The 25,780-nt window shown below is 70.1% G+C and carries 28 protein-coding genes, 1 other RNA gene and 1 pseudogene; 20 read left to right on the forward strand and 10 right to left on the reverse strand.

The window, feature by feature from the left end; translation table 11 throughout:
* Window positions 1-3 precede the first annotated feature (3 nt).
* The 11 genes from ligD to ACIBK3_RS13265 are packed head-to-tail and all read left to right on the forward strand — an operon-like array spanning window position 4 to window position 6,306.
* Window positions 4-918 carry a non-homologous end-joining DNA ligase gene (gene ligD, locus ACIBK3_RS13215; RefSeq protein ID WP_399365570.1) on the forward strand — a complete coding sequence of 305 codons (915 nt, stop codon included), beginning with the start codon at window positions 4-6 and terminating at the stop codon, window positions 916-918.
* A 45-nt stretch (window positions 919-963) separates the two neighbouring features.
* Entirely contained in the window at window positions 964-1,329 is a 366-nt protein-coding gene (locus tag ACIBK3_RS13220; protein WP_399364933.1) for a gas vesicle protein, read from the forward strand.
* A gap of 56 nt (window positions 1,330-1,385) precedes the next feature.
* Window positions 1,386-1,811, forward strand: coding sequence for a gas vesicle structural protein GvpA (locus ACIBK3_RS13225; protein WP_399364935.1), 426 nt, complete (start codon window positions 1,386-1,388; stop codon window positions 1,809-1,811).
* The gene (locus ACIBK3_RS13230) at window positions 1,808-2,608 is read left to right on the forward strand and encodes a GvpL/GvpF family gas vesicle protein (RefSeq protein ID WP_399364936.1); all 801 of its coding nucleotides are present in this window, start codon (window positions 1,808-1,810) and stop codon (window positions 2,606-2,608) included. Before ACIBK3_RS13225 ends, ACIBK3_RS13230 begins: the two co-directional genes overlap by 4 nt.
* Window positions 2,609-2,615: 7 nt before the next feature.
* Window positions 2,616-2,879 (forward strand): gas vesicle protein GvpG, encoded by a 264-nt coding sequence (locus tag ACIBK3_RS13235; RefSeq protein WP_030662192.1) that lies wholly within the window; start codon window positions 2,616-2,618, stop codon window positions 2,877-2,879.
* The gene (locus tag ACIBK3_RS13240) at window positions 2,876-3,541 is read left to right on the forward strand and encodes a DNA primase (RefSeq protein WP_399364938.1); all 666 of its coding nucleotides are present in this window, start codon (window positions 2,876-2,878) and stop codon (window positions 3,539-3,541) included. Before ACIBK3_RS13235 ends, ACIBK3_RS13240 begins: the two co-directional genes overlap by 4 nt.
* On the forward strand, window positions 3,541-4,719 hold the full coding sequence (locus ACIBK3_RS13245; protein WP_399364940.1) for an SRPBCC family protein: 1,179 nt from the start codon (window positions 3,541-3,543) through the stop codon (window positions 4,717-4,719). Before ACIBK3_RS13240 ends, ACIBK3_RS13245 begins: the two co-directional genes overlap by 1 nt.
* Window positions 4,716-5,051: a gas vesicle protein gene (locus ACIBK3_RS13250; RefSeq protein WP_030662204.1), complete on the forward strand. Its 336-nt coding sequence runs from the start codon at window positions 4,716-4,718 to the stop codon at window positions 5,049-5,051. The genes ACIBK3_RS13245 and ACIBK3_RS13250 overlap by 4 nt, the downstream gene beginning before the upstream one ends.
* Window positions 5,048-5,818 carry a GvpL/GvpF family gas vesicle protein gene (locus ACIBK3_RS13255; protein ID WP_399364943.1) on the forward strand — a complete coding sequence of 257 codons (771 nt, stop codon included), beginning with the start codon at window positions 5,048-5,050 and terminating at the stop codon, window positions 5,816-5,818. Before ACIBK3_RS13250 ends, ACIBK3_RS13255 begins: the two co-directional genes overlap by 4 nt.
* Complete coding sequence (locus tag ACIBK3_RS13260) at window positions 5,815-5,997, forward strand: gas vesicle protein (RefSeq protein WP_030662210.1); 183 nt, start codon at window positions 5,815-5,817, stop codon at window positions 5,995-5,997. Before ACIBK3_RS13255 ends, ACIBK3_RS13260 begins: the two co-directional genes overlap by 4 nt.
* A gap of 24 nt (window positions 5,998-6,021) precedes the next feature.
* Complete coding sequence (locus ACIBK3_RS13265; protein ID WP_030662213.1) at window positions 6,022-6,306, forward strand: gas vesicle protein K; 285 nt, start codon at window positions 6,022-6,024, stop codon at window positions 6,304-6,306.
* 66 nt (window positions 6,307-6,372) lie between these two features.
* Here ACIBK3_RS13265 and ACIBK3_RS13270 read toward each other — a convergent pair whose 3' ends face one another.
* The 3 genes from ACIBK3_RS13270 to ACIBK3_RS13280 form a co-directional block, all read right to left on the reverse strand.
* Window positions 6,373-6,543, reverse strand: a complete 171-nt coding sequence (locus ACIBK3_RS13270) for a hydrophobic protein (protein WP_399364946.1) — start codon at window positions 6,541-6,543, stop codon at window positions 6,373-6,375.
* Between the two features lie 48 nt (window positions 6,544-6,591).
* Complete coding sequence (locus tag ACIBK3_RS13275; RefSeq protein WP_399364949.1) at window positions 6,592-7,407, reverse strand: class I SAM-dependent methyltransferase; 816 nt, start codon at window positions 7,405-7,407, stop codon at window positions 6,592-6,594.
* A gap of 123 nt (window positions 7,408-7,530) precedes the next feature.
* Window positions 7,531-9,060 carry a bifunctional phosphatase PAP2/diacylglycerol kinase family protein gene (locus tag ACIBK3_RS13280; protein WP_399364951.1) on the reverse strand — a complete coding sequence of 510 codons (1,530 nt, stop codon included), beginning with the start codon at window positions 9,058-9,060 and terminating at the stop codon, window positions 7,531-7,533.
* A 119-nt stretch (window positions 9,061-9,179) separates the two neighbouring features.
* Between ACIBK3_RS13280 and ACIBK3_RS13285 the strand changes: the two genes are divergently transcribed.
* Entirely contained in the window at window positions 9,180-10,799 is a 1,620-nt protein-coding gene (locus tag ACIBK3_RS13285) for an ABC-F family ATP-binding cassette domain-containing protein (protein ID WP_399364953.1), read from the forward strand.
* Between the two features lie 34 nt (window positions 10,800-10,833).
* Here ACIBK3_RS13285 and ACIBK3_RS13290 read toward each other — a convergent pair whose 3' ends face one another.
* Complete coding sequence (locus ACIBK3_RS13290; protein WP_399364955.1) at window positions 10,834-11,949, reverse strand: Vms1/Ankzf1 family peptidyl-tRNA hydrolase; 1,116 nt, start codon at window positions 11,947-11,949, stop codon at window positions 10,834-10,836.
* Window positions 11,950-12,006: 57 nt separating this feature from the next.
* Here ACIBK3_RS13290 and ACIBK3_RS13295 point away from each other — a divergent pair, with 57 nt between their 5' ends.
* The gene (locus tag ACIBK3_RS13295) at window positions 12,007-12,285 is read left to right on the forward strand and encodes a DUF6158 family protein (protein ID WP_399364957.1); all 279 of its coding nucleotides are present in this window, start codon (window positions 12,007-12,009) and stop codon (window positions 12,283-12,285) included.
* Window positions 12,286-12,313: 28 nt separating this feature from the next.
* On the opposite strand, the gene ACIBK3_RS13300 is transcribed toward ACIBK3_RS13295, so the two are convergent.
* From ACIBK3_RS13300 to ACIBK3_RS13320, 5 genes are read right to left on the reverse strand one after another with little or no spacing between them, the layout of a single operon-like run.
* Complete coding sequence (locus tag ACIBK3_RS13300; protein WP_399364959.1) at window positions 12,314-14,413, reverse strand: catalase; 2,100 nt, start codon at window positions 14,411-14,413, stop codon at window positions 12,314-12,316.
* Window positions 14,413-14,955, reverse strand: coding sequence for a type 1 glutamine amidotransferase domain-containing protein (locus tag ACIBK3_RS13305; protein ID WP_399364961.1), 543 nt, complete (start codon window positions 14,953-14,955; stop codon window positions 14,413-14,415). Before ACIBK3_RS13305 ends, ACIBK3_RS13300 begins: the two co-directional genes overlap by 1 nt.
* A 6-nt stretch (window positions 14,956-14,961) precedes the next feature.
* The gene (locus ACIBK3_RS13310) at window positions 14,962-15,657 is read right to left on the reverse strand and encodes a diguanylate cyclase (RefSeq protein ID WP_399365572.1); all 696 of its coding nucleotides are present in this window, start codon (window positions 15,655-15,657) and stop codon (window positions 14,962-14,964) included.
* A 2-nt stretch (window positions 15,658-15,659) separates the two neighbouring features.
* Window positions 15,660-16,112, reverse strand: coding sequence for a CBS domain-containing protein (locus ACIBK3_RS13315; RefSeq protein ID WP_399364963.1), 453 nt, complete (start codon window positions 16,110-16,112; stop codon window positions 15,660-15,662).
* Entirely contained in the window at window positions 16,109-16,492 is a 384-nt protein-coding gene (locus ACIBK3_RS13320; protein WP_399364964.1) for a DUF2795 domain-containing protein, read from the reverse strand. Before ACIBK3_RS13320 ends, ACIBK3_RS13315 begins: the two co-directional genes overlap by 4 nt.
* Before the next feature lie 618 nt (window positions 16,493-17,110).
* On the opposite strand from ACIBK3_RS13320, the gene ACIBK3_RS13325 reads away from it, so the two are divergent.
* The 5 genes from ACIBK3_RS13325 to rnpB all read left to right on the forward strand — a co-directional run bounded on the left by ACIBK3_RS13325 (window position 17,111) and on the right by rnpB (window position 22,964).
* Window positions 17,111-17,725 (forward strand): transposase family protein, encoded by a 615-nt coding sequence (locus tag ACIBK3_RS13325; protein WP_399364966.1) that lies wholly within the window; start codon window positions 17,111-17,113, stop codon window positions 17,723-17,725.
* A 41-nt stretch (window positions 17,726-17,766) separates the two neighbouring features.
* Window positions 17,767-20,454, forward strand: a complete 2,688-nt coding sequence (locus ACIBK3_RS13330) for an RICIN domain-containing protein (RefSeq protein WP_399364968.1) — start codon at window positions 17,767-17,769, stop codon at window positions 20,452-20,454.
* 450 nt (window positions 20,455-20,904) lie between these two features.
* Window positions 20,905-21,954, forward strand: coding sequence for a zinc-ribbon domain-containing protein (locus tag ACIBK3_RS13335; RefSeq protein WP_399364970.1), 1,050 nt, complete (start codon window positions 20,905-20,907; stop codon window positions 21,952-21,954).
* A 164-nt stretch (window positions 21,955-22,118) separates the two neighbouring features.
* Entirely contained in the window at window positions 22,119-22,541 is a 423-nt protein-coding gene (locus ACIBK3_RS13340) for a hypothetical protein (protein ID WP_399364972.1), read from the forward strand.
* Between the two features lie 51 nt (window positions 22,542-22,592).
* Window positions 22,593-22,964, forward strand: an RNA gene (gene rnpB / locus ACIBK3_RS13345) — RNase P RNA component class A.
* On the opposite strand, the pseudogene ACIBK3_RS13350 reads toward rnpB, so the two are convergent.
* Window positions 22,959-24,185: pseudogene (locus tag ACIBK3_RS13350) on the reverse strand (IS701 family transposase); the annotation flags it as partial. The gene rnpB and the pseudogene ACIBK3_RS13350 overlap by 6 nt on opposite strands.
* Window positions 24,186-24,395: 210 nt before the next feature.
* Here ACIBK3_RS13350 and ACIBK3_RS13355 point away from each other — a divergent pair.
* Together ACIBK3_RS13355 and ACIBK3_RS13360 are read left to right on the forward strand one after the other, a co-directional pair.
* A complete protein-coding gene (locus ACIBK3_RS13355; protein WP_399364975.1) occupies window positions 24,396-24,728 on the forward strand; it encodes a type II toxin-antitoxin system PemK/MazF family toxin in 333 nt (110 codons plus the stop codon).
* Between the two features lie 342 nt (window positions 24,729-25,070).
* Entirely contained in the window at window positions 25,071-25,421 is a 351-nt protein-coding gene (locus ACIBK3_RS13360; RefSeq protein WP_399364978.1) for a DUF2637 domain-containing protein, read from the forward strand.
* Window positions 25,422-25,780 lie beyond the last annotated feature (359 nt).

Here is a 25,780-nt window from a genome sequence, read left to right on the forward strand (position 1 = left end):
ACCGTGCGCGCCGGCCGGCACACGGTGGAGGTGCACCGGCAGGACAAGGTGCTCTTCCCCGGGGACGGCGGCGCGCGCGAGTACACCAAGGGCGACCTGGTCGACTACTACCGTTCCGTCGCCCCCTTCATGCTGCCCCACCTGCGTGGCCGCCCGCTGATGCTGGAGCGGCACCCCGACGGCGTCGACGGCCCCCGGTTCATGCAGAAGAACACCCCCGACAACTACCCGGAGTGGATCACCCGCATCGAGGTCACCAAGGAGGGCGGCACCGTCTGCCACCCCGTGTGCGACGACACCGCCACGCTCCTGTACCTCGCCGACCAGGCCGCCGTCACCCTGCACCGCTGGCTGTCCCGCGTGGGCAGCGTCCAGCGGCCCGACCGGCTGGTCTTCGACCTCGACCCGGCCGGCGACTCCGGGGACGGCTTCGCCGCGGTGCGGGAGGCGGCCCGGCTGCTGGGGGAACTGCTCGACGAGCTGAGACTGCCCTCGGCGCTGATGACCACCGGCTCGCGCGGCCTGCACCTGGTGGTGCCCCTCAACGGCCACCACGACTTCGACGAGGCCCGCGCCTTCGCACGGGACGTCGCCGACACGCTCGCCGCCAGGCACCCCGACCGGCTCACCACAGCCGCCCGCAAGAAGGACCGCGGCGACCGCCTCTACCTGGACACAGGGCGCAACGCCTACGCCCAGACCGCGGTCGCCCCCTACACGGTCCGCGCCAAACCGGGCGCCCCCGTGGCCACCCCTCTCGCCTGGGCCCAGCTGGACGATCCCGGCCTCGACGCCCGCCGGTGGACCATCGCCGACGCCGTCGACCAGGCCCGCACCGACCCGTGGGGCGATGTGCTGGCGAAGGGGCGCTCACTGGGACCGGCCCGCCGCCGGCTCGACGCGTTGATGCCCTCCTGAAGGTTTGGCCAAGGAACGAGCGGCCACCCGGAGAAAGAGGTGGCCATGTCGAACACAAAGAACCCATCAGAGTCACAGAATTCACGGAACTCCCCCAAAGGGGAAGACAGGGACACAGACAACAACACTGCGCAGGAGCGCCGGCCCAGCCCCATGGAGGTGCTGCGGCACGCGCGCACCCAGCTCGGGGAGCTGACCGGCATGTCCGCCGAGAACGTGTCGTCCTTCGAGCAGACCGAGGACGGCTGGTCGCTCGAGGTCGAGGTCCTCGAGCTCGCTCGCGTGCCCGACACGATGAGCCTGATGGCGAGCTACCAGGTCGAGCTCGACCCCGACGGACAGCTCACCGGCTACCGGCGCGTCCGCCGTTACGAACGCGGGCGGGCCGACGCGCACAGGGGTGGCCGCTAGGCCGCCCACCCGTCCACACACCCGCACCCATTCACAGACAAGGAGGCGCGGTCGACATGACCGTTGTCCCGGCCCAGCAGAGCGGCGGCGGAGGCGGCAGCAGTGGCCTCTATGACGTTCTGGAACTCGTCCTAGACAGGGGTCTCGTCATCGACGCGTTCGTACGGGTCTCACTGGTCGGCATCGAAATCCTGAAGATCGACGTCCGGGTCGTCGTGGCCAGCGTCGACACCTACCTGCGCTTCGCCGAGGCGTGCAACCGCCTCGACCTGGAGGCCGGGCCGCGCAAGGATCCCGGCCTGCCCGACCTGGTCGGCGAGATGACCGAGTCCGGCGCCCGCGGCAAGTCCAAGGGTGCGCTGTCCGGCGCCGCCGACACCATATCCGGCGCCTTCAAGCAGGCACGCGAGGAGGGGCAGACCGAGTCCCGGCCGCGTCCGCGCAAGTCGACGGCATCGCGCAGGAAGGAGGAAGAGGAGTGAGCACCTATGTCTACGGCATCACCGCCGCGTCCCAGCCTTCGCTGCCCGAGGGCATGGGGGGTGTCGGCGACCCGCCGCGTCCTGTGCGCATCCTGAAGGCAGGCGAGCTGGCGGCCGTCGTCAGCGACGCGCCCGAGGGACTGCGGCCCAAGCGCAAGGACCTCCTCGCCCACCAGAGCGTCCTGAGCGAGGCCGGTGCCAACGGGTGTGTCCTGCCCATGCGGTTCGGCAGCGTGGCTCCCGACGACGACACCGTCACCGGAGTGCTCACCGAGCGCGCCGACCACTACCTGGAGCGGCTGCGCACCCTCGACGGCAAGGTCGAGTACAACGTCAAGGCCACCCACGACGAAGAGGCCGTCCTGCACCGCGTGATGTCCGAGAACTCGGAGATCCGCGCCATGACCGAGGCCAACCGGCAGGCGGGCGGCGGAACGTACGAGCAGCGGCTGAAACTCGGCGAGATGGTCGTCGCGGCCGTCAAGGCCCGCGAGGCCGAGGACGCAACCGTGGTGCGGCAGGCCCTGGAGTCCGTCGGCGACGCGGTCAGTGTGGGCCCCGAGTCCACCGGCTGGATCGCCAACGTGTCCTTCCTGGTGGAGCGTGACAAGGCGGCCGAGTTCCTGAACGCGGTGGAACAGGTCCGCACCAGCAATCCGCACCTCGACCTGCGCGTGAACGGCCCGCTGCCGCCGTACAGCTTCGTCGAACCCGGCGACGACAAGCCCGCGGGCACCACTGCGGACCCCGGCCGCGCGGAGGAATCCACGGCCGGTCCAGCCGGCGCGGAGGAATGAGGTCGCCGTGGGACTCATCGGAGAGGTCCTCCTGCTGCCGTTCGCCCCGGTGCGCGGCAGCGGCTGGGTGATCAGACAGGTGTTGAGAGAGGCGGAACGCCTCTACTACGACCCGTCCGCGGTCAGGGCCGAACTCGCCCGGCTGGAGGAACGGTTGGAGGCGGGTGAGATCGACGAGGAGGAGTTCGACCGGCAGGAGGACGAACTCCTCGACCGACTGGAGATCGGCCTGCGCGGTGGCGCGGGTACAGGCGACGGGACGGCACGATGAACCGAATGGGAATGGGCCTCGCGATAGGGGCCGGATACGTCCTCGGACGTACCAGGAAGATGAAACTGGCGGTCGCCGTCGGCAGTCTCGTGGCGGGCAAGAAGATGAACCTGAGCCCGAAGGGCGTCGCCGACCTGGTGTCCGGGCAGCTGAAGAACAACCCCCAGTTCAAGGAGATCGGGGACCAGCTGCGCGAGGACCTGCGCGGGGTCGGCAAGGCCGCCTCCGGCGCCATGGTCGAGCGACAGCTCGACGCCCTCTCCGACCGTCTGCACGGCCGTACCGCCCAGGTCCGCGACCAGCTCGCGGGCGTGGTGCCGGGCGCCGGCGCGGAGTCCTCCGAGGACTCCGAGGACGACAAGCGGGCCAAGGACTCCCGGAAGAAGTCCGACCACTCCGGTGACTCCGACGACTACGAGGGCGCGGAGGACGAGGAGTCGCAGGAGGAGCCCGAGGCCGCGGAGGCCGATGAGAACGACGAGGAGCCCGAGCCACCGCGGAAGCAGGCGAAGAAGGCCCCGGCCAGGAGGGCGCCCGCGAAGAAGTCCACGTCCGACAGGAAGGCCCCCGCCAAGAAGACGGCGGGCAAGAGGCCGGCCGGCAAGAAGACCGCCGCGGCTCGCGGAGCCGGTGACCGGCACCCGAAGGGAGGCGGTGAGTGATGACCGAGACACGCGAATCCGCACGGGGGGCCGCCGACAAGGCGACGAAGAACAACCCGCTCACCGACGTGGCCAGAAGCGAGGCGGCGGACCGGCTCAAGGATGAGGTGCAGGAGTACCTCTCGGCCCAGGCCCAGCGCCTGCTGGTGGGCGCCGGCCGCAAGCTCGGCGAGACCACGGTCAAGCTGAACGACATCGCCGAGGGCAACAGCCCCGGCTTCGCCAAGCTCGCCCTCGACGGCGGCCGCAAGCTCGCCGAGGGCAAGGGGCCCGTGCGCAGCGCGCTGGAGGTCGGCGCCACCCGCGCCAAGGACAGCGTGGTCGGCGCCGTGAAGAACCTCGGCGGCGGCAAGGGCAAGGGCAAGGGCAAGGGGTCCGGCCAGAAGCCCACGGTCATCATCGAGCACATCGACGTCGGCGTGCCGCTGCGCACGGCCTACGACCAGTGGACCCAGTACCAGGACTTCAGCACCTTCGCGAAGGGGGTCAAGAGCGCGAGCCGCGCCGACGACACGACCTCCGACTGGCAGATGAAGATCTTCTGGTCCAACCGCAGCTGGAAGGCGAAGACCACCGAGCAGGTGCCGGACGACCGGATCTCCTGGACCTCGGAGGGCGCCAAGGGCACCACGAAGGGCGTCGTCTCCTTCCACGAGCTCGGCGAGAACCTGACCCGCGTCATCGTGGTCGTCGAGTACTACCCCAGCGGCTTCTTCGAGAAGACCGGCAACATCTGGCGTGCCCAGGGCCGTCGGCTCCGGCTCGACCTGAAGAACTACGTCCGCTTCATCACCCTCAAGGGCGAGGCCGAGGACAGCTGGCGCGGCGAGATCCGCGACGGCGAGGTCGTCCGCGACCACGACGAGGCGATGGCCGAGGAAGAGGAGGAGCGCGCCGAGGATTCCACCGAGGACTCCGCCGAGGACTCCGCGAAGGAGGACGAGAACGAGGACGAGGAGGCCTACGACGCTGAGGCCGAGGACGAGGAGGAGGGTCCGTCCGCCGAGGACGAGCCCGCCGAGGAGGACGAGGAAGAAGAAGGCAACGGCGCCGACGACGAGTACGCCGAGGACGAGTACGCCGAGGACGAGTACGACGAGGAGGCGGAGGAACCGGAGGCCGAGGCGGCTCAGGACGAGGACGAGTACGCCGAAGCCGGGCGCGGGAGCCGTCGATGACCACGCCGAGTCGGCTGCCCGACCCCTACGGCCAGGGCAGCGGCGCCAACCTCGCGGACATCCTGGAGCGCGTGCTCGACAAGGGCATCGTGATCGCCGGTGACATCCGCATCAACCTGCTCGACATCGAGCTCCTCACGATCAAGCTGCGGCTGATCGTGGCCTCGGTGGACAAGGCGAAGGAGATGGGTATCGACTGGTGGGAGGACGACCCGGCGCTGTCCACCAAGGCCCGGCGCGACGAACTCTCCCGGGAGAACGCCGAGCTGCGGGAGCGCCTGGCACGCCTCGAACAGCTCGAACCCGCCCGTGCCGAGGAGGAGCGTTCATGACCGGACTGCGGTACGTCTACGCCGTCTGTCACCCCTTCGGTACGCCCCTGCAGGCGCAGTTGACGGGGGTGGCCGGTGATCCGCCCCGACTGCTGCACCACCACGGTCTGGTCGCCGTGGTCAGCCATGTGCCCGAGCGGGACTTCGCCGAAGAGCCGCTCCGCGGGCATCTGGAGGACCTGGACTGGCTGACCGCGACCGCCCGCGCCCACCAGGGCGTGATCGACGCGCTCACCGTCGTCACCACCCCGCTGCCGTTGCGGCTCGGCACCGTCTTCCGCGACGACAGCGGGGTCCGCGTGATGATCGAGGAGCGTGAGGACGCCTTCCGGCGCACCCTGGACCGGCTGCGGGGCCGGGTGGAGTGGGGCGTCAAGGTGTACGCCGGCGCGGAGCCCGCGGACAGCACGGACAGTGAGGCCCCGCCGGAAAAGGCCGCGTCCGGCCGGGACTATCTGCGCCAGCGGCGTATGCGGGTTCGCTCGAACGAGGACATGTGGCAGCGGGCCGAGGATTTCGCGACCAGGCTGCACGAAACGCTTTCCGGGTTCGCCGAGGATTCCCGGCTGCACGCGCCGCAGAACCCGACGCTCTCGGGTGTGTCCGGTCGGAATGTGCTCAACGCGGCCTATCTCGTAACGCGCTCGGAATCCGAGGAATTCGTGGAACTTGTGGACCGTACGAAGGACGACGTCCCAGGAATGCGTGTGGAACTCACCGGCCCTTGGGCCGCTTATTCCTTCGCGGGCGAGGAGGAGAACCGGTGACGGTGATCGAGCGTCGTGAGGTCGCCCTGGTGGACCTCCTCGACCGGCTGCTGGCCGGCGGGGTCGTCATCACCGGGGACATCACGTTGCGTATCGCGGACGTCGACCTCGTCCGGATCGATCTGAACGCCCTGATCAGTTCCGTGAACGCGCAAGTGCCGTCCCCGTTCGGAGACTGACGTGACACCGGTGGGGAGGCTGACGTGACCGAGCGACGCAACCGGCTGGACCTCGAGCCCGACACCGTCGAGCGGGACCTGGTCAAACTCGTGCTGACGGTGGTGGAACTGCTGCGTCAGCTGATGGAGCGCCAGGCGCTGCGCCGGTTCGACGCCGGTGACCTCGACGAGGAGCAGGAGGAGCGTATCGGGCTCACCCTGATGCTGCTCGACGACCGCATGACCGAGCTGCGTGAGCGCTACGGACTGCGGCCCGAGGACCTGAATCTGGACCTCGGGCCGCTCGGACCTCTCCTTCCCCGGGAATGAAGCCGGGGAACGGATCATGGACTCCGGGGATCATCGGTAATCATTCGGATGATCCCCGGAGTCGATTCACCACCTGTACCAGCGCCCCCTGCCTCCGCCAGCGGTAGAACCCCGCATCAGGAAGCCCAGAAGCCATAGCACCAGAACGGCCAGTGCAATCCACCAGAGCACTTTCACTGCGAAACCGGCACCGAAAAGAATCAGCACCAGCAGCAGTACGAGCAGGATCGGAACCATAGTATGAACCTCCTGCATTCAGGGTTTCCCGAAATCAGGGATTCAGACTTACTTTCGGCACAGAATCTCTCCGTGCAGGACACAGAACCAGCCGTCGTCGCACGCGCCCCACTGCCGCCAGGCGGCTGACACCTCCCGCAGTCGCCCGGCGCTCGCGTGGCCGCCCCCGACGGCGCGCTCCGCGTAGGCGGAGGCCACCGTGCGGTCCGCCCACAGGCCGCTCCACCAGGCCCGCTCCTCGGCGGTGGCGAAGGTCCAGGTGCTGGAGGTCGCCGTGACGTCCGTCAGGCCCGCCTGGAGCGCCCAGGACTTCAGCCGGCGTCCGGCGTCCGGCTCGCCGCCGTTGGCGCGGGCCACCCGGCGGTACAGGTCCAGCCAGTCGTCCATCCCCTCGGACGCCGGGTACCAGGTCATCGCCGCGTAGTCCGAGTCGCGGACGGCGATGAACCCGGTCGGCTTTGTCACCCGTCTCATCTCGCGCAGCGCCTGTACCGGGTCGCCGACGTGCTGGAGCACCTGGTGGGCGTGGACCACGCAGAAGGTGTCGTCCGGGAAGTCCAGCGCGTGCACGTCCGCGACCGCGAAGTCCACGTTGGTCAGGCCTCGCTCGGCGGCCGTGGCCCGGGCCTGGTCCAGGATCCCCGGGGCGTGGTCGACGCCGGTGACGTGTCCGTCGGGGACCAGCGCGGCCAGGTCGGCGGTGATCGTGCCCGGACCGCACCCGATGTCCAGGATCTTCATGTGGGGCTTGAGCGAGCCGAGCAGGTAGGCCGCGGAGTTGGCGGCGGTACGCCAGGTGTGCGAGCGCAGCACCGACTCGTGGTGCCCGTGCGTGTAGACGGCGGTCTCCCGTGCCCTGGGCATGGCTGATCCCCTCTCGGCAGGCCGGCTCACCGGGACCCCGCGCCCCGCCGGCGACACGACTCACCGTACGCTCGCATGCCGAATGATGAGACCAGGTGTCTTGCCATACGGACTGACGGGTGATCAGCCGCCGATCGGCGGACGGTAGACGGTGAGCGCCTCCGGCAGCTTCTCCACCCTCACCTCGCCGTCCACCTCGGTGAGTTCGCCGTCGTACGCGAGCAACGTGCCCGGCGCCACGCCCGCCAGCCGGAGCCGGCCGACCTGGACGGCGGTGTGGGCGGGGTGGGGGTGCCCCTCGCTCGGGCGAAGCCGGGAGTGGGGCAGGGGCAGCGGTCCGGCGAGGGCGGCGGCGAGCAGCCGTACGGCGGGGTGGCGGCCGCCGTGCACGACCCGTACGTCCAGTTGCCCGCCGGCCAGGTCGAGCCGGCGGCCGGGTGTGAGGCCCATCCGATGGTAGGTGCCGTTGCCGACGAACAGCAGCCACAGCGGCGTTGCCCGGCCGCGGACCTGGACCTCCAGTGGGTGCCGGTCGGCGCGCACCACCCGCAGCGCGGCCAGCACTCCCGCGGGCCAGCCGCCGATCCGGGACGACCAGCGCTCCCGCTCACGCACCAGTTCGGGGTACACGCCCAGGCTGAAGGTGTTGAGGAAGATGCCTTCCTGCCCGCCGCCGGTGAAGCGGCCCACGTCCACCCGTACGCCCTCGCCCCGCTGGACGGCCCGGCTCAGATCGCGGACTCCCTCCACACCGAGGTCGTAGGCGAAGTGGTTGAGCGTGCCGCCGGGAAGCACCGCGAGGGGCAGGCCGTGGCGCAGGGCAATCCGGGCGGCGGCGTTGACGGTGCCGTCGCCGCCGCACACCCCGAGCACCCGGGCCCGGGCCGCGGCCTTCTCCAACTCGGCCGGTACATCGGCCGGGTCGCACTCGACGACCTCGGCCGCGGGCAGGCTGTCGCGCAGCGCGCGGACCCGGTCGGCGCTGCCGGAGCCGGTGTTCGCGACCATGACCAGGCCCGCCCCGTCCGGCAGCGCGGGCACCTCGGCACGCGGCCGGGCCGGCGGTAGGGCCTGGGCCCGGGGCGGCACCAGAGCCCGCACGGCGAACGCGGCACCCGCGCCCAGGGCCGCGCCCGCCAGCACGTCGCTCGGGAAGTGGACACCGGTGTAGACGCGGGACGCGGCCACCGAGAAGGCGACCGGGGCCACCGCCGCGCCCCAGGACGGCGACTCCAGGGCGACCCCGACGGCGAACGCGGCCGCCGACGCGGAGTGGCCGGACGGGAACGAGGTGGTGATCGGCTGCCGCTTCAGCTGCCGCACCAGCGGCACCGGGTCCAGCACGGGCCGCGGCCGACGTACCGAACGCTTGCCGAGCGTGTTGATGGTCACGGAGGCCAGGCTCAGCGAGGCCAGCCCGCGCGCGGCCGCCCGGCGGGCCCGCGGGGTGCGGCTCGCGGCCATCGCGGCCGCCGTCGCGAACCACAGCACCCCGTGGTTCGCGCTCCGGCTCAGCCCCGGCAGGACGCGTTCGGCACCGGGCCAGTGGCTCGCGGCGGCGAACTCGAACACCTTGCAGTCGAGGGCCAGCAGGCGCTCCCGCAGGACATGGTGTCCGGGCTTGGGGACGGTGAGGTCGACGTCTGGGCTCATGCCCATGCGTCTACCCCCGCCCGGGCGGATCCTGTACGCACGCGCGCGGGGCCCACCGGGGCGGGCGGTCGGGGAAACCGGTTTGTCAGGGAGGCTGCCGGACCCCAGACTGGCTCGTCATGGGACACCTGGAAGCAGCACACCTCGAGTACTACCTCCCCGACGGGAGGGCGCTGCTCGGCGATGTGTCGTTCCGGGTGGGCGAAGGGGCCGTCGTGGCCCTCGTCGGACCCAACGGCGCGGGCAAGACGACGCTGCTGCGGCTGATCTCCGGCGAGCTGAAACCGCACGGCGGGACCGTCACCGTCAGCGGCGGCCTCGGCGTGATGCGCCAGTTCGTGGGATCCGTACGGGACGAGACGACCGTACGGGACCTGCTCGTGTCGGTCGCACCGCCCCGGATCCAGGAGGCCGCGCGGGCCGTCGACAAGGCCGAGCACGCCATCATGACCGTCGACGACGAGGCCGCCCAGCTGCAGTACGCCCAGGCGCTCTCCGACTGGGCCGAGGTGCGCGGATACGAGGCGGAGACGCTGTGGGACATGTGCACCATGGCCGCGCTCGGTGTGCCGTACGAGAAGGCGCAGTTCCGTCAGGTGCGCACCCTGTCCGGCGGCGAGCAGAAGCGGCTGGTGCTGGAGGCGCTGCTGCGCGGCACCGACGAGGTGCTGCTCCTCGACGAGCCCGACAACTACCTCGACGTGCCCGGCAAACGCTGGCTGGAGGAGCGGCTGGGGGAGACCCGCAAGACGGTCCTGTTCGTCTCCCACGACCGCGAACTCCTCGCCCGCGCCGCCGAGAAGATCGTCTCCGTCGAGCCGAGTCCCGCGGGCGCCGACGCCTGGGTGCACGGCGGCGGCTTCGCCACCTACCACGAGGCCCGGCGCGAACGCTTCGCCCGTTTCGAGGAACTGCGCCGCCGCTGGGACGAGAAGCACGCCCAGCTGAAGAAGCTGGTCCTGAACCTCCGCCAGGCGGCCTCCATCAGCCACGAGCTGGCCTCCCGCTACCAGGCCGCCCAGACCCGGCTGCGCAAGTTCGAGGAAGCGGGCCCGCCGCCGGAACCGCCGCGCGAGCAGGACATCAGGATGCGCCTGAAGGGCGGCCGGACCGGCGTACGGGCCGTCACCTGTGCGGGACTCGAACTCACCGGTCTGATGAAGCCCTTCGACCTGGAGGTCTTCTACGGCGAGCGGGTCGCCGTCCTCGGCTCCAACGGCTCCGGCAAGTCGCACTTCCTGCGGCTGCTGGCCGGCGAGGACGTGGCCCACACAGGGGAGTGGAAGCTCGGGGCACGTGTGGTGCCCGGGCACTTCGCGCAGACGCACGCGCACCCCGAACTGCAGGGCCGCACTCTCCTGGACATCCTGTGGAAGGAGCACGCCCAGGACCGCGGCGCCGCCATGTCCCGGCTGCGCCGCTACGAGCTGACAGCCCAGGCCGAGCAGACCTTCGACCGGCTCTCCGGCGGCCAGCAGGCCCGCTTCCAGATCCTCCTGCTGGAGCTCCAGGGCGTCACCGCCCTGCTGCTCGACGAGCCGACCGACAACCTCGACCTGGAGTCCGCCGAAGCCCTCCAGGATGGCCTGGAAGCCTTCGACGGCACGGTCCTCGCGGTCACCCACGACCGCTGGTTCGCCCGCTCCTTCGACCGCTACCTGGTCTTCGGCAGCGACGGCCGGGTCCGTGAGAGCGCCGAGCCGGTGTGGGACGAGCGACGCGTGGAAAGGGCCCGGTAACCCTCAGGTCACCGGGCCCGGCCCTCGCACACGGTCACTTCCAGCGCAACAGCGCGCCCAGGCCGCCCACCGGCACCTCCGTCTCCTCGGCCGCCGGGGCCGCGGTCACCGAGATCGCCGGGGCGCCCGTCGCGACCGCCGACCGGATCAGCGCGTCGTCCGCACGGGCCGGCCACGAGTGCTGCTCGCCGAGGATCTTCAGATCCGTCCGGCGCACGGCCAGCTGGTCCGGGTCCTCGCCGATCCACACCTCCCGGTGCGCGTCGGGGCCGTCCGGCCGGATCAGCAACTCGTCGATACGGTGCTCACGCGCCGCCTCGACCAGCGCGGGCACGCCCTCGACCGCGGCGGCGCGCCCGTCGTCGCCGGGCTCCCGGGCGGCCAGGAACCGCTCCAGCTCGCGCTCCGCGCGCTGCCGTACGTGCGTGGCGCGGGCCTGCTCCACGTCCTCGTCGAGCAGCCTGCTGCCGGCGCCGTGCGGGGCCTCGACGACGAGATCCTCCAGCCGCTTGGGCAGCCGGTCGTGCACGGACCGCCGCTCCCGGTCGTCACCCACCAGGACCAGCAGGTCGGCGCGGGTCTCCTCCTGGCAGACGGCGAGCGCGTCCGCGATCTCGGCCGCGTTGTGCTCCCAGGTGTTCTCCACCCGCAGCTGGAAGTGCTTCTCCGACCAGTCGACCGAGCTCGTACGGTGTACGGGGTACTGGCGGCCGGTGACCGTGCCGGCGTCCTGACGGCCGAGCGCGCCGCGCAGCTCGAAGTCCGCGCCCTTGCGGTCCACGTACGCCACGACACAGACCGGGTCCTCGCCGGCCAGCTCCAGCAGGGGAGCGGTGTGCGGCAGCGGCGCCCAGTACGCGCGGTTGCCGTCCGGCGCCACGGCCAGCGGCGGATCCAGCGCCACCTCTCCGGCCCGCGCGAACAGGGCCCGCCCGTGGGGTTCGGGGGAGCGCCGCAGGCCCTCCAGCGCCTCCCGTACAGCCCGGCACGTGTCCTCGTCCGCGCCCTGCCGGGACAGCTCCCGCGACAGCGCCACGGCCGCCAGATGCCGTTCGTGGGCCGTGTCCTCCGTATGACGGGAGGTGTCGACGTACACCGAGGCCCAGGGACCGGGATGTTCGTAGAGTGGCTGGAGAAAGGCGAGATCCATGGTTCCCTCCCGGATGTCGCTTGGGGGTAGTGCGTGCGGGGCGGGTACCCGGGGGACATGAACGAACACGACGAGCGGGACCTCACCATCACCGGAGTCGACGCCGGCCGGCTGGACGACCAGCAGCTCATGAAGGAGCTGGAGACCATCCACCGCACCCGGCACGACACCCTGCTGCACGGGTCGAACGACGCCTTGCGGGCCCACAACGAGCGCATGGCGCAGTTGGAGGGCGAGTTCCTGCGCCGCAACCCGCGCCGCCCGGTCGCCGCGGGCCGTACCCGCGAAGGGGCGCGGGAACGCGGAAGCGGGGAGTCGGCGACTCCCCGCTCCTGAACGTTCCCGATCCGTCCGGGACTCTTTCTCAGCGGCGCACCGGGGGCCGGTTCCAGTGCCGGTGTGCGGCGATCGCCTCCACGAACGCGCGGGTGAACTCCTCGCTCGCGGCGCCCGGCGAGGTCTCCGTCACCACGCCCCGGTCGGTGACCACGCGGTGGAACTCCGTGGACAGGCGCAGCCCCTCCGGCTCCAGCGCCGACAGGATCCCGACGCCCGAGCCGAGCGCGCCGACCGGCTTGCCGTGCCGGTAGGCGTCCCGCACGAAGCGCATCGCGTCCGGGTCGGCGGTCGTCGGCGGGGTGCCCACCGGTCCGCCGGGCAGCAGGACGGCGTCGTACAGCACCGAGGCCACGGTCGGCAGCGCGCGGTCGACCGTGTATCGCTCGCCGTCGGAGCCCTGCACCGTGCCGTCCGTCGCCGCGAGCGCCTCCACGGTCGCGCCCTCGGCGGCCAGCACCTCGCGCACGGACGCCACCTGCTCGGGATCGATGCCGTCGGTGACCAGGACCGCGATCTGCCGGGTGCGGATCGACCCCGCACCGCGCAGCGACTCCAGACTGAGGGCGGGAGAGGCCCCCTTGGCGGCCGTGGCCCTCTCGGCCGGCTCGGGCACCCCGATACCGGCCGCCACCTGCGCCGCCAGCTCCCCGTCGACCTTGGCCAGTTGCTCGACCGTGCGGGAGCGGACCGCCAGCGCGTCGACCTTGCCGAGCTCGAACCGGAAGGCGTCGACGATGTGTTGCCTCTCCCAGTCGGCCATGCTGTTCCAGAACAGGGCGGCCTGGCTGTAGTGGTCCTGGAAGCTCGGGCTGCGCCGCCGGATCTTGTGCCCGTCCACCCGTTCCGCGTAGTGCGTGAACGCGTTCTGGCCGGCACCGGCGTGGGCCGGGCAGCCGCCGCCGAGCGAGTTCGGGAAGTAGTTCGTGCCCCGGTGGATCGCGCTCTGGTGGTGGCCGTCGCGCTGGTTGGTCCGCACCGGCGCCACCGGACGGTTCACCGGCAGCTGGGCGAAGTTGGGGCCGCCCAGCCGGGTCAACTGCGTGTCCAGGTAGGAGAAGTTGCGGGCCTGGAGCAGCGGATCGTTGGTGAAGTCGATCCCGGGGACGACGTTGGCGGTGTGGAAGGCGACCTGCTCGGTCTCCGCGAAGAAGTTCTCCGGGTTGCGGTTCAGGACCATCCGGCCGATCGGCCGCACCGGCACCTGCTCCTCCGGGATGATCTTCGTGGCGTCGAGCAGGTCGAAGTCGAAGGCGAACTCGTCCTCCTCCGGCACGAGTTGGACGCCCAGCTCCCACTCCGGATACTCGCCGGCCTCGATCGCGTCCCACAGGTCACCCCGGTTGAAGTCGGGGTTGCGGCCCTGGCACTCCTGGGCCTCGTCCCACACCAGCGAGTGCACCCCGAGCCGCGGCTTCCAGTGGAACTTCACGAAGGTGCCGCGTCCCTCGGCGTTGACGAACCGGAAGGTGTGCACGCCGAAGCCCTGCATCATGCGGTAGCTGCGGGGGATCGCCCGGTCCGACATCAGCCACATGATCGCGTGCAGGGTCTCCGGCTGGAGCGACACGAAGTCCCACAGAGTGTCGTGCGCGGAGGCGCCCGTGGGCATGTCGTTGTGCGGCTCCGGCTTCAGCGCGTGCACGAAGTCGGGGAACTTGATGCCGTCCTGGATGAAGAAGACCGGGAAGTTGTTGCCGACCAGGTCGTAATTGCCCTCCGAGGTGTAGAACTTGGTCGCGAACCCGCGCACGTCGCGCACGGTGTCCGCCGAGCCCTTCGGGCCCTGCACGGTCGAGAACCGCACGAACACCGGGGTCCGCACCGACGGGTCCCGCAGGAAGGCCGCCCGGGTGAACTCCGCGCACGACTCGTACGGTTCGAAGTAGCCGTAGGCGCCCGCGCCCCGCGCGTGCACCACCCGCTCCGGGATCCGCTCATGGTCGAAGTGGGTGAGCTTCTCCCGGAAGTGGAAGTCCTCCATCAGGGTCGGCCCGCGCTCACCCACGGTCAGCGAGTCGTCGGTGTGATCGACCTCCACACCCTGGTCGGTGGTGAGCGGTCCGGCGGCGGGGTCGTCCGCGTGGAACCTCTCGCGCTGCTGCTGTTTTCGGTCGGCCGGGTCCATCAGGCGGCCTCCTGGGCGAACACGTCCAGGAACGCTTCGCAGAACGCCTTGAGATCGTCGGGCTTGCGGCTGGTGACCAGCTTGTTGTTGCCGTGGTCGCAGATCTTGACCTGCTCGTCCACCCAGGTGCCGCCCGCGTTGCGGATGTCGGTCTGCAGGCTCGGCCACGAGGTCAGCACCCGCCCGCGGACGACGTCCGCCTCGACGAGAGTCCAGGGGGCGTGGCAGATCGCGGCGACCGGACGGCCCTGCTGGAAGAAGGTCCGGGTGAAAGAGACGGCCTTCTCGTCCATCCGCAGGAAGTCCGGGTTGGCCACGCCGCCCGGCAGGACGAGCGCGCCGAAGGAGTCGGCAGAGGTCTCGCCCACCACCTCGTCCACGGGGAACGTGTCCGCCTTGTCGAGGTGGTTGAAGGCCTGGATCTCACCCGACTGCGTCGACACCAGCACGGGATCGTGGCCCGCGTTCTTCGCCGCCTGCCACGGATCGGTGAGCTCGACCTGCTCGACGCCCTCGGGTGCCGTCAGAAACGCGATGCGCATGGTGGTTCAACTACCTTTCATGGAAAGCTTCTTGATGCGCGCGGGCCTCCTGCCGCGTAGCCCGGGCCGACGGGCCCCGTCGCCTCGCGCGCCTTTCTTCCGTGCCTTCGCCGCGCGCCGGCAGCGCAGCAGCTCCTCGCCGTACGGCAGGAGCACACACGCGCCGATCGCGACGCCGATGCCCGCGAGATAGCCGGGCGACAGCGGCCGCCGGCGCGGTACCAGCCGCCAGGCGTCCGGGTCGTCCCCGCCGCCCCGCAGCAGGGACCTGACCTGGTCGGCGTGCAGGCACATCAGCGAGGCCAGCGCGCCGAACGGCAGCGACTCCAGAAAGCTGTGGATGTGCTGCTCGAGGGGCTTGACCTCACGGTCGCTGCGGACCGCCGTCCGGACGTCCCACAGCGCGGTCGCCTCGTGCACCGCGGCACCGCCCAACTGCACCGACAGGAGCAGCGGGTTGACCTCGTAGCGCAGGGTCAGCGCGATCGGGAGGCCCACCTCGGCCATCATCAGCGAGTGGATGAGGGACTCCTTGGTCCCCGCCGTGTCCTCGATGCGGGTGCGCCGGTGCATCACCCAGTCGGCGAGACCGGGCACGAACCAGCCCGGCAGCAGCCCGTACAGCAGATAGCGCGTGGTGACGTCGCCGACGTCCACGGTGCTGCCGGTGGCGGCGACCTCGGTGGCCTGGTCGCGGCCCAGGCTCACAGGACGTCCAGCCCGTCGCCGCCCCGCTCCCGGTCCGGCTCGGCCCGGCTGATGTCGGCGAGCGTCGAGTCCGGGTCCTCGGCCTCGGCGACGTCGCCGAGACTGACCATGCCGACCGGCAGTCCGTCCTCCACGACCGGGAGCCGCCGTACGGCGTGCGCCCGCATCAGGGCGACCGCCGCCGACACCGGGTCGTCGGGGGCCACCATCACCGGGTCCGGGGTGCACACGGCCTGGGCGCTCACGGTCAGCGGGTCGGTGCCGTCGGCGACGGCCCGCACCGTGATGTCCCGGTCGGTGAGCACTCCGACCACGTGCTGCCCGTCGGCCACCAGGACGTCGCCGATGTCCTGCGCGCGCATCAGCTGCGCCGCCTCGACGAGCGAGGCGTCCGGGCGGACGGCGACCACACCGGGTGTCATCACGTCCTTCACGAAGTCGGCCGTCACGGGCCCTCCCTCCGGGTCAGTGCCCGCGCGAGTTCCTGGACGTTGGCGTAGCGCTGGCCGCGCGGCTGCCCTTCCACGGCCTCGACCAGGGCGTCGGGGGCGTTCTTGCGGCGCAGGGCACGCACCAGGTCCCCGGCGCTCGCGGGGAACGAGCTGCGGCCCAGGAGCCTGGCCAGCTCCAGCCGGACCGCCTCCAGCGACGCCCCGGCCTGGCCCGGTGTCACCGGCCCGCCCGCGATCTCGGGGTCGTCGTCGGCGGTCGGCTCGGGGTCGTGCCACTCCTCCGTCCGGGTGGGGTGCCCGGACCGCAGCAGACCCTGCAGTTCGTGCTTCATCTCGTCGTCGCGATGGCGGCTCAGCCGGTCACTGCCTCGCTGCATGTTCTCCCTCCAGATCCTTCGGGATGGGCACCGCGTACCCGAGGGCCGGAGACCGACACGGGGTTTGCACCCCCAATGGCGGGAGACCCGATCCGGGCCCCCCGCGCGGAAGCTCATTCCTGCAGAAGGACAGCCATGGCGGTGCTCGCTGTGATCATTCCGTTCCTCATGCTCGGCGTGGTGCTGGCGCTGGGCCGGTACGAGGAACTGCTGCTGCCGGGAGACCCGGGAGACCCGGGGGAGGGGCCCGGCCGACCGGAACCGGCCGCCGCCCCGTCCCCCCGGTCTCCCGGCACGTCAGCAGTTGCTCCCGTTGCTCGTGCTACTTCTGCGGTGACCTCTTCGATCACCTCGTGTCGGACGAAAGGAAAGAGTTCAGTCCCCGTGGCCCTGACCTGGGCACTGAACTCTTCTCTGCATGGAAGGAAGTAGCGACCCTCGCGCGGAACAGTTCAGTGCGCAGACCGTGATCGCGCCGGGCCGCCCACGGCCAGGGCGGTTTCAAGTTCCGGGATTGGGTGGATCGTCCGCGTTGAGCGGGAGTTGACGCGGCAACAGCACAGGCACGAGACCGGTGATCATCAGGGTGTCTACGCCAGCTGATCACATTGAGGTCCCGTGCCTGCCGCTCCATCTTTCCCGATTCCTGCCGTCCTGGCGAAACTGGCCCCCCACCAGCACGACACCGGTCGCCTGCGCGCCCACCTCCAGCGCGTACCCGACCCGCGTTCGCGTCGCGGACGGTGGTATCCAGTGCTCGGCCTGCTGCTGATCTGCGCCTGCGCAGTCGTCTCCGGCGCCCGGACCATCACCGAAATCACCGAGTGGGGACAGCGCGCCAGCAACGGGGTACTGGAAGAACTCGGCATCCGCCGCCACCTGCCCGGACGTCGCCGCGCCCCGTCAAAGGCCACCCTCACCCGCCTCCTGGCCGCCCTCGACGGCAGGACCCTCCAACAGCACCGGCCACGCGCGGGAGCGGGAGCGGGGTCCGCTCCTGGGCTTCGGCAACAGGGTGCGACGGGGGCATTCACGGATGCCCCGCTGGGCACTATGGTGTGGGAGCGCTCCCACCAGTGGCACCGCGGTGATCAGCAGAGGGGATCCCCACATGACGATCGGACCCGTCGGCCGGGGCCGGACGCGGCGTGGCCTTGCTGCCGTCACCGGTGCACTGATCCCTTCCGGCCGATCCGGCCGGCCCGCGCGGTGACGGGTGTGCGGGCCGCCTGACCGTCTCCCGTTCCCCGTCCCCAGCGAAAGAGGGATGTGTGATGCGACAACACCATCGGCCGCCGCGCCGCCGACGCCCGGCGTTGTGGTGCGTGGCCGCCGTGGCGCTGCTGACCGGCGCAGTGGGAACGCAGCCGGCCGCGGCGGCCCCTCGACCTACGGCGGCCGTTGCCTCGCCGGCCTCCGGCACCGATGGCGTCACCGCGGGCAACGCCGCGATCGCCTCGGTCGATCTGGCCGGCACGTGGGGCTTCACCCCGGCGGGCCGGTCGGCGACGTCGATCACCGTGCCGGGCGGCGGCTGGTACAAGCAGGGCTTCACCGATGTGAACGAGGCGGTGTACTCCCGCACCATCACCGTGCCGGACTCCGGGCAGCCGCAGTCGACGTTAATCGAGTTCGGCGCGGTGAACCACCAGGCGACCCTGTCGGTCGACGGGCGGACGGTGGCGACCAGGACCACCGCCTTCACACCGTCGAACTTCGACATCAGCGCGTACGCGGCACCGGGTACCACGCACACCATCACGGTCGACGTGAAGGGCAGGGGCGCCCTGAAGAACCCCGCGAACGGCAGGTATCTGGTGCCCGACGCGGCCGACTGGGCCGAGGCCGTACCGCAGGGCATCTTCCGTTCGGCGTTCCTGCGCGTGTATCCGGCGGTGTACGTCAGCGACACGTTCGTCCGTACGTCCGTGGCCAATCAGACCCTCACCTACGACGCGTCGGTGACCAACACCTCCGGCGTCGCGCGGACAGTGACGCTGACCGGTTCGCTCGCATCGGACAACGCCACGTCGTTCAACTACCCGGCGCTGCCGAGCAGCACGGTGACCGTGGCCGCCCACTCGACCGTCAAGGTGACGGTCGGGCCGGTGGCGTGGAACCTGGGCTCCTCCTCGTACTGGTGGCCCAACGTCCCCTACCGGCAGGGGTATCGCGCCCAACTGCACCGCCTGACGGTCCACGCGGCGACCGACGACGGCCGCACCAGCGACGCGACCTACCGCTTCGGATTCCGGGAGAGCAGCCAGAACGGCGAGTACTACTACCTCAACGGCGTGCGGGTGAACTTCCGCGGCGACAACCTCCAGGGCGCGGACTTCGACCGCATCAACAACGGCGGCAAGGGCGACGCCTACGACACCCTGCCCGGCTTCCTCGCGCCCTCTTCGGGCAACGGCGGCTGGCCGCAGGCGGTCGACAACTACCAGCGGCTCAACTACAACGTGGTCCGCATTCATCAGGAGCCGGCCAGCCCCTACATGCTCGACGTGGCCGACGAGATGGGCCTGATGATCATCGACGAGACCGGCATCCGCGGCTCCAACAGCCTTCAGGACTTCGTCGCCGGGCACGACAACATGGTCGACCACGCCCGCGCGCTGACCCTGCGCGACCGCAACCACCCGGCGATCATCCGCTGGAGCCAGAGCAACGAGCCCGGCAGCAGCGGTATGGACTCGGAGCAGTTCGAGAAGGACCTGTACGCGGCGATGAACGGCAACGACGGCACCCGGCCGGTCAGCGTCGACGCGTGGGTCGGCGCTCCGGCCAACCCCTACCCCACCATGACGTACGCCAACTTCGATGTCTTCGGGCACTACTTGGACGGTTTCGGCGCCTACGGCGAGAAGGTCGTGTCGGTGCCCGGCCGGCCCGACGGCGAGGGCGAGTACATCTGGCCGGCGTGCAACACCAAGCAGGGCTTCGAGTGGTTCGCCACCACGATGGTGGCCAAGCGCGGCAAGGACGCCAGCGACTTGCGCCCCTACACCCTGCTGTCCGCCTGGGCGGGCGTCATACCCGGCGTCCGCACCACCGACTTCACCCCCGAAGAGGGCGGCCATCCCGTCTACGGCGCCGACAACCTCTCCGACCCGTGGAGCAATCCGCAGTTCCAGCGGGTGCAGGCCGCGTTCAACCCGGTCGCCGCGATCGACCTGCCCTACTGGTCGGCCTCCGGTGTGTCGGACTCCAACGGCACCTTCCCGCTCCCGCAAGCGGTCCCCGGATACGCCGCCAACAGCACCGTGAACCGTACGATCTCGGTGTTCAACGACGACTTCACCGGCACCGCCGTGGGCTTCGCCTGGAGCGCCCGCCTCGACAGCGCCACCGGCCCGGTGATCGCCTCCGGGAACACCACCCTCAGCGTCCCGCTCGGCTCGAAGGCGACGCAGACCGTGTCGTTCACCGCGCCGTCCAGCGGCTCACGGGTCTACCTCGTCCTGTCCACCAGCAAAGCCGGGACGAGCGTGTTCAGCGACGCGGTCGAGTACTTCACGTTGAGCGGCGGCGGGAGCACCGGTCCCGCGCCGGGCACGTACCGCATCGTCAACCGCAACAGCGGCAAACCGCTCGCCATCACCGGCAACTCCACGGCCGACGGCGCCAAGGCCATCCAGCAAACCGGGAACGCGACCTGGACCCTCGGTTCCGCCCAGGACGGCGCCTACACCCTGCGCTACACCGCGAGCGGCAAAATGCTCGACGTCAACGCCTCCTCCACCACGGCCGGACTGCAACTGCAGCAGTGGTCCGCCAACGGCGGCACGAACCAGCAGTGGTACCTCCGGCCCACCGGCGACGGCTACTACACCATCGTCAGCCGCGCCAGCAGCCTGGCCGCCGACGTGTACGGTCAGTCGACCAGCGACGGCGCCCAAGTCGTGCAGTGGACCGCCAACAATGGCACCAACCAGCAATGGCAACTGACACCGGCCTGAGCCGGCGGCCCGCCTGCAGGATGTGCCGCCACCTCCCCGTGGCGGCACATCCGGGGCCTGCGGCCACCCCAGGGGCGCACACAGGGGACACCACGGCGTCGTCCGTCACCCGGCTCCGGCCCGGATGAAGGCCCCCGGCCCCGCGCGGGGAGATCCGCCGCGTGCGGTGACGGCCATCATGGCGGTGAACCGAAGGCCGCTGATACGGGCGGCCGGCCGCCGGAACGGTGACGACGCTCGGGGTCCCGGGGAGAGTGACGCCGAGGACCCGCTGCCGTACGCGACGCGCGATGGCATCACGGTGGTTTCAAGTTCCTGGTAGGAGTCGCATCTCAAGGTTCAGACGCGTCCGGGCGTGACGTGGCAGTACTCGCCGCTTGGCCACCTCAGCCGGCGAGACTCGATCCCGGGAGCGGTGGGCGCGAGGACCGGTTACGGATGCTTCGGCTGATGCGGTCCGTCTGGGACGACTTCAACGGGGCCCGCCGTGAACTGATCAAGAAGGAACTCGCAGCGGCCCGGGCCCGGCGGGCCGAAGTCACCGCTTACTGGAATCGGCACAGGGCCACGGTCAAGGACCGATGGGGCAGTCGTACCAGTGGCCGGGGGGAAACCACCGTCGCGGACATCTCGGAGGTCGCGGCGCAGTGGCACCGAGACAACGTCATCCTCTCTGTGAACGTCTCGGCAATGGAACAGAAGAGTGGCGAGGTCAGTCCCTACCTGTGGCAATGCCCTCTTGGCTTCGGTCATGAGCCGTGGCCGGCCTGGCCTAAGGACCGCATTCAGAAGGGTGCGGGGTGTCCCGAATGCCGGCGCTTGATCCGGCTCGCGGACCTTCCGACGCTGGCTGCTCAGTACCGTGGACAGACGCTGGCGAGCGACATCACTCACGCTTCACACGAGAGGGTGCCGTGGATCTGCCGGACATGGGCGGTCGATCCAAGTACCGGAGTGTGGCACCCAGTTGAGCACCGTTTTGAGGCGGTGGTCAAAGAGCGAGCAATTCAGGGGGACGGCTGTCGGGTGTGTGCGGGGTACGTGATCGACGACACGAACTCGCTGTTCACCTGGTTCCCGGAAATCGCGGACGAGTTGGATGCTCCGGGGCTTGACCCGCGTCGGCTGCCTACGAGCCAGCACAACATTTCGCGCAAGCATGTTGCCGAAGCGGACAGCGTGGGTACATACGTGACCTTGCCTTGGCGATGCCGTCACGGCCACGGCTGGGAAGCCACCGTCCTCAACCGTGTCCAGGGAACCGGCTGCGGCAAGTGCTCGACTTCTGGGATATCGAAGAAGCAGGTCCGGCTGGTTGCTGAACTCGCCGGACTCATTGACCTCGTACCTCCGGAGAGCCCGGACCCTCGGCTGCCGACCGGTGTGCCCGACTTCGCCTCGCATCGTCTCACCGTTCCCCCGAGCACAAGCCGGCCCACTGGCGCTACAAGGACGTCGAGGTCGACGCCGTCTTCCATATGCCTCACGGGATCCGTGTAGGCCTCGAATACGACGGCGCATTCCACCACTCGGCCAGACAGCGAGACCGCCGCCAGTACGAGAAAGACAAGAGCCGCGTGCTGGTTGAAGCGGGGCTCCTGGACCTGCTCATTCACGTGAGAAGTGGTGATCTGCCGCAGATGTTGGCACCCCACGCTCTGGTCGTGTCGGTACCTGAACGGGCCACGGCCCACCAGCAGGCCAGCGCAGTGGCCTCGGCCCTCTCGGCGCGCTTCCCCGGGGCCGTGCCGGGCCTGGACGCGTACTCCAACGGTGGCACGGCCCGGCACCAGGCCGCTGCTGATGCCTCCTGGGCGCGGCGACGGGGGACAGCCATCGGCGGCAGCGGACGAGTTCCGGACCGGGTGACCGCTTCCTACCGGCTCGATCAAGCCGGGCGCGACGACCTGCTCGGCCCGGACGGGCTGCTGGATGAGGCGCACGTTCGCGAGTGGGCGAGGCTCGCAGGACGTCGGTTGAGCGCGAGAGGCAGGGTGACCGGAGAGCTTTGGCTCGACTACTCCACCATGCAGCTGGCAGCTGGGCCGCAGTCCAAGGAGTCACCGGATCCGCTCAGCGGTCGCTGAGCGAAGAACCGGGATCCGCGCATGGCCGGCTACCGTGGTCGATACGGCAGACGAGCCAGGCGGACGGCCGCGTGGAGCCCCCAGGGGCTTCCCGAGGAACGTCCGGACTCCACAGGACAGGGCGGTGGCTAACGGCCACCCGGGGTGACCCGGGGGACAGTGCCACAGAAAACAAGCCGCCGGGGATCTTGATCCTCGGTAAGGGTGAAACGGTGGTGTAAGAGACCACCAGCGCCTGAGGTGACTCAGGCGGCCAGGTAAACCCCACCCGGAGCAAGGTCAAAAGGAGCGCCATAAAAAGCGCTCTGCGCGGACGTTCGAGGGCTGCCGGCCCGAGTCCGCGGGTAGACCGCACGAGGCCGGTGGCAACGCCGGTCCTAGTACTCCAGCCGTAGATCGTGATCTTCATGTCTGATTCGCGGCTTGTCGGCGGTAATGGCTGGCCTGGGCTCGGGCCTGGTGGCGGCGGCGCCAGGCGGACCAGCGGAGCCGGTGGGCTGCATCGTGCACGGGCCGGACGATCAGCGTCGTGAACAGTCGCTGGATCTCATTGCAGGTGAGCGGGATCAGCTTGTCCGGGGCGGGATGGCGGGCGTGTTCGTCGGCGCGGACGACGGCGAGGAAGGCGTGAGCGAGCATGGCGAGGGTGACCCAGCGGGACCAGGAGGTATAGCGGCGAACCTGGTGCTCGTCGAGTGCGGCCAGGCCCTTTCCGGATTGGAAGAACTCCTCCACCCGCCATCTTGATCCAGCGACTCTGACCAGCACGGCCAACGGCACGGACGCGGGCGAGTAGCAGCGGTAGTAGGCGAGTTCACCGGTGCTGCGGTTACGGCGGATCAGCAGCTGACGACTCCCGGGGCGGGGGTCGGCGAGGTCGATGACTGCCCAGTTGTAGAAGCGGTGCCCCTTGGCCCCGGCCCCTGCCGATAGCTTCTGCCAGGCCCGCTTGGGCACCTTCTTGGACAAGATGTCCGCACGGAACTTCCCCGCACCGGTGGTGACTTCGTGCGAGCAGGCCACCGCGAGGACGTAGCCGGTGCCGCGTTCCTCCAGTGCGGTTCGCAGCTTCGGGTTGCCGCCGTAGACCTCGTCCCCCGCCACCCAGGCAGCCTGATGGCCGGCGTCCAGGAACCGGGCGACCATACGAGTGGCCAGCTCCGGCTTGGTCGCGAAGACGGCGTCCTCGTCCAGGCCCGCAGCCCGGCAGCGGTCGGGGTCCAAGGTCCAGGAGCGCGGAACGTAGAGTTCCCGGTCCACGGCGGCGTGGCCGCGCTGACCTGCGTAGACCAGATAGACAGCGACTTGGGAGTTCTCAATCCTGCCGGCGGTGCCGGTGTACTGGCGCTGCACCCCGACCGTGTTGGTGCCCTTCTTCACGTCCCCGGTCTCGTCGACCACCAGTACCGCCCGGTCGTCGTGCAGATGCTCCACCACATACTCCCGTACGTCATCGCGTACCGCATCGGCATCCCACTTGGCCCGGCCCAACAGGTGCTGCATACCGTCCGGAGTGGTCTCGCCGGCCCACTCCGCGATTGTCCAGCAGTTCTTGCGTGGCAGGTCGGCCAATAGACCGAGCACCAACCGCGCCGCCCTGCGCCGGGGTTCGACCCGCGCGAAGCGCCCCGCGATCCGGCCCATCAGACCCTCGAACGCGTCCCGCCAACGGGCGGGTTCTATGCTGTGACCTGCGGCCACCGTCTCTTCGTCAGTCCACACAACTCACGATGATCAACGGTGGCCGCAGCCGTCTTATCGTCGGCCCTGACCAGCCAACATTACGATCTGTGCCTGGAGTAGGCGGCGGTCGAAGGGGCGACGCAGGCGCGCCGTCCCGTATCAGGAGGACATATGCGACGTGGCGAAGTCTGGTGGGCAGATTTCAACGAGCAGCAGGCAGTCGTACTGCTGTCGGGAGAAGAGACGTCCGGTTTCTTGGCGATGCAGGTCGTCGCTCCCGCGGGCACCGATCTCAGCGGCGTGGCCGTTGAGGTGGCAGTAGGTGCCCCCGAAGGACTGCCTCTCGAAGGCGTCCTGAGAGTCGCACTTCCACGTCCCGACTTCATCCCTTGCACTTGGCTGGTCACCCTGGCCAGGGAAGACCTGATCGGGCAGGCGGGCGTCCTGCCGTCCGCGAAGCTCAGCGAGATCGAGGAAGCCCTTCGTCTCGGTGGACTCAAGTAGGCAGAGAGGGATGGACGCCGCCGATGGCGCGGCCGGTCTCGTCGAGATGGTCAATGGTGGCCGCGCCATATCAGCGGCGCCCCCACTCACAAGATCACGATCTACGGCTGGAGTACTAGGCGGATGGCCGTCTCCCCGGCTGCCGCGAGGCGACCGGGTGACAAAATCCGGCGTACAGCTCGACTCGTCTGCCAGCAGGCTCTGACCTGGTCCTATGGCCTGGTGGGGTCCTTTTGCCGTGTCTCGGCGCATCCCATTTATAACCGCGAGTTCCCGAGAGTTCCCGCGCAAGTGTGCACGCGTTGTGCACTGGGGTACGGTGCCGGGCGGTGGGTTCGATGAGTGAAATCACCGTGGATTCGGCCTCTGTGCGCACTTGCTGTTGCCGGGGTCGCCGCGAATGCCTCGTACGTTCACCAGCGGCAATTCGCACTGCAAGGCGGGTCGGAGGCAGCGAGTGCCTCACTGTGGCCGCTGTCCGTGGACGGCCTCTTGCTCCTTGCCACGGTCGGCCTGCTGAAGCCCTCCGGGGTCCGCACACGCCGGGCCCGGGGCGCAGTGTGGTCGGCTTTCCTGCTGGGAATCGCGGTTTCGCGCGCGAATACAGCGGCGGCACCGGCATTGCCGTGGCAGCCGGTACTGGCCGCAGCGACCGGACCTCGACGCAGGTTTCGTGCGAGTCAAGGACCGTGATACTGCGCGCCCTCCGCGCCTGACGATGGAGTAGCACAGGGGACGCGGTCAAGCTCACTGCTGAGCGTTAGGGACCGCCTGTGTGAAGCGGTCGTCACCCAGCGTCTGTGTCGGGACGAGTCCCTGGACGTTCTCATGCGGCTGTTTCCGATACCGGCCCCGTACTGATCGACCCCACCGAGAAGTTCTGTCTCGGTGGGGTCGATCAGTACGGGGCCGGCGCGGGCGGCACCCACCTGACGGGGGACTACAAGTGCCTGCCCAATGCACGGTCGCCCAAGAGGACCACCTCGCCGGACTTCCCAGAGCCTTGGCTTCCCTCCGGGGTGCCGCCCCGCTCATCGGCGCGACCAGCATCC

This window comes from Streptomyces sp. NPDC050287, assembly GCF_044459385.1.
In the GTDB taxonomy this organism is placed as follows: Bacteria; Actinomycetota; Actinomycetes; order Streptomycetales; family Streptomycetaceae; genus Streptomyces.